Annotated in this window: 2 protein-coding genes; both read left to right on the top strand. The window is 67.2% G+C overall.

The window, feature by feature from the left end; translation table 11 throughout:
• Positions 1-115: 115 nt before the first annotated feature.
• The gene (istA, locus tag LWE61_RS20495; protein WP_234152498.1) at positions 116-1,630 is read left to right on the top strand and encodes an IS21 family transposase; all 1,515 of its coding nucleotides are present in this window, start codon (positions 116-118) and stop codon (positions 1,628-1,630) included.
• The gene (gene istB, locus LWE61_RS20490; RefSeq protein WP_234152497.1) at positions 1,617-2,345 is read left to right on the top strand and encodes an IS21-like element helper ATPase IstB; all 729 of its coding nucleotides are present in this window, start codon (positions 1,617-1,619) and stop codon (positions 2,343-2,345) included. The genes istA and istB overlap by 14 nt, the downstream gene beginning before the upstream one ends.
• Positions 2,346-2,548 lie beyond the last annotated feature (203 nt).

Genomic DNA, 2,548 nt, shown 5'->3' with positions numbered 1-2,548 from the left:
TGTGGATCGGCGTGCAAAAAGGACCCCGTTATGGGGGTGATCGGCGTCTAAAAGGGACCCCCATCTCGATGGTTTAGTTGCGTCCGTTTGGTGATGACCAGACGGCGGGATCGGGATGTTGATATTGGAGACGGTGGTAAGGATCCGGCGCGAGCACGCGGACGGTAAATCGATCAAGGCGATCGCGCGTGACCTGCGGGTGTCGCGCAAGGTGATAAGGAAGGCGATCCGGGCTCCCGAGGCGGGATTTGCCTATCGGCGGTCAGTGCAGCCGCTTCCCCGGATTGGGCCGTTCCAGGAGCGCCTGGACACTCTGCTGACGGAGAACGAGGCACGGCCGCGGCGCGAGCGCCTGCGGATGACACGGGTCCATGACCTGCTGCTGCGCGAGGGGTTCGACGGTTCCTACGATGCCGTGAGGCGCTATGCGAAGCGCTGGCTGGATGATCGGCGCAAGGATGCCGGCGACGGCGCTGCGGCGTTCATCCCGCTGATGTTCCGGCCGGGCGAGGCGTACCAGTTCGACTGGAGCCACGAGGACGTGGAGATCGCCGGCAAGCCGATGCGGGTGAAGGTCGCCCACACGCGGCTATGCGCCTCGCGAGCGGTATACGTGCGGGCCTATCCCCGCGAGACGCAGGAGATGGTGTTCGACGCCCATGCGCGGGCGTTCGCCTTCTTCGGCGGCGTGCCGACGCGGGGCATCTACGACAACATGAAGACCGCGGTGACGACGGTGTTCACCGGCAAGGAACGGGTCTTCAACCGCCGCTTCCTGATCATGGCCGACCACTACATGATCGAGCCCACCGCCTGTTCGCCGGCGGCAGGTTGGGAGAAGGGCCAGGTCGAGCACCAGGTACAGACGATCCGCGGACGGTTCTTCCAGCCCCGGCTGCGCTTCTCAAGCCTGGAGGAGCTGAACGGGTGGCTAGAGGCAGAGTGCCGCCGGTGGGCGGCGCTGCACTCGCATCCCGAGCAGAAGGAGCTGACCGTTGCCCAGGCATGGGACGCCGAACGCCCTGCGCTACAGGTGATGCTGGCGCCGTTCGACGGCTTCCACGAGACGTCGCACGCGGTGACCGGCACCTGCCTGATCAGCTTCGACCGCAACCGCTACTCGGTCATGGCCAAGGCAGCCCGGCGCGCGGTGCAGGTGCGGGCTTACGCCGACCGGATCGTGGTCCGCCTGGACGATGAGGTCGTCGCCGAACATCCCCGCTTCTTCGGACGCGATCGGATGATCCTCGACCCGTGGCATTACCTGCCGGTGCTGGCCAAGAAGCCAGGCGCCCTGAGGAACGGCGCACCGTTCCAGGACTGGGATCTGCCACCGGCGCTGGCTCGGCTCAGGCGCAAGCTCGGGACTGGCGATGACGCCGACCGCCGGTTCGTGCGCGTGTTATCCGCCGTGCTCACCGACGGGCTCGAAGCGGTCGAGGACGCGATCCGCGAAGCGCTCGCCGCCGGTGCTGCCAGTGACGATGTGATCCTCAACATCCTGGCGCGGCGGCGCGAGCCGCCCCGGCCGCTGACGATCGCCACCTCCGATGCCCTCGCGCTCAGCCACCCACCGACCGCCGACTGCGCCCGCTACGATCTGCTGCGAGGCGCCCGTGCAGCGGCATGAGATGATCGCCGCGATGAGCAGCTTGGGGCTCAAGGGCATGGCTGGCGCGTTCGACGAGGCCGTCACCACGGGCATGCAGCGCAAGCGCACCGCCATGGAGATCCTGACCGACCTGCTCCGCGCTGAGGCTGCTCATCGCCACGCGGCCTCGATCCGCTATCGCATGACCGCGGCCAAGCTGCCGGTGGTCAAGGACATCGACGCGTTCGTGTTCGAGGGCACGCCGATCAACGAAGAGCTGGTACGCTCGCTCCATGCTGGAGCGTTCCTGCCTGGTCGGCGCAACATCGTCTTGGTCGGCGGCACCGGGACCGGGAAGACTCATCTGGCGGTCGCGATCACTGCCAGCGTCGTGCGTGCCGGTGCCCGCGGTCGCTACTTCAACACCGTCGATCTGGTGAACCGGCTCGAGGAAGAGAGCCGCCTCGGCAAGGCCGGCGCGCTCGCGGCCCAGCTCTCGCGCCTCGACCTCGTCGTGCTAGACGAGCTTGGCTATCTGCCGTTCGCCCGCTCGGGCGGCCAGCTGCTGTTCCACCTCGTCAGCAAGCTCTACGAGCGCACCTCGGTAATCATCACCACGAACCTGGCGTTCGGCGAGTGGCCCACCGTGTTCGGCGACCCAAAGATGACCGCCGCGCTGCTCGACCGCATCACCCATCACTGCGACATCGTTGAGACCGGCAACGACAGCTGGCGCCTCAGAAACCGAAGCTAAAACCCTCCCCCCGGACCCCCCACCCGGCGGTTGACCCGGTGGGTCCACAGGAACCTCCCACGGCCGGCACCGCCAGCGCTTGGGGGGCGCGCAGCGCCGGCCGTGGGTCCCTCCTATGGACTACCGGGACAACCGCCTGGCAACCCGAAAAGGGGGTCCCTATTGCACGCCGATATGGGGTCCCGGTTCGACGCCTATTTACA

Source organism: Sphingobium sufflavum, assembly GCF_021403115.1.
In the GTDB taxonomy this organism is placed as follows: Bacteria; Pseudomonadota; Alphaproteobacteria; order Sphingomonadales; family Sphingomonadaceae; genus Sphingobium; species Sphingobium sufflavum.
The sequence above is the reverse complement of the archived record's forward strand: the minus strand, read 5'-3'. Positions and strand labels throughout refer to the sequence as shown.

Coding starts and splice junctions, on each gene's coding strand:
- istA (WP_234152498.1), top strand. CDS start 116: ATGTTGATATTGGAGACGGTGGTAAGGATCCGGCGCGAGCACGCGGAC.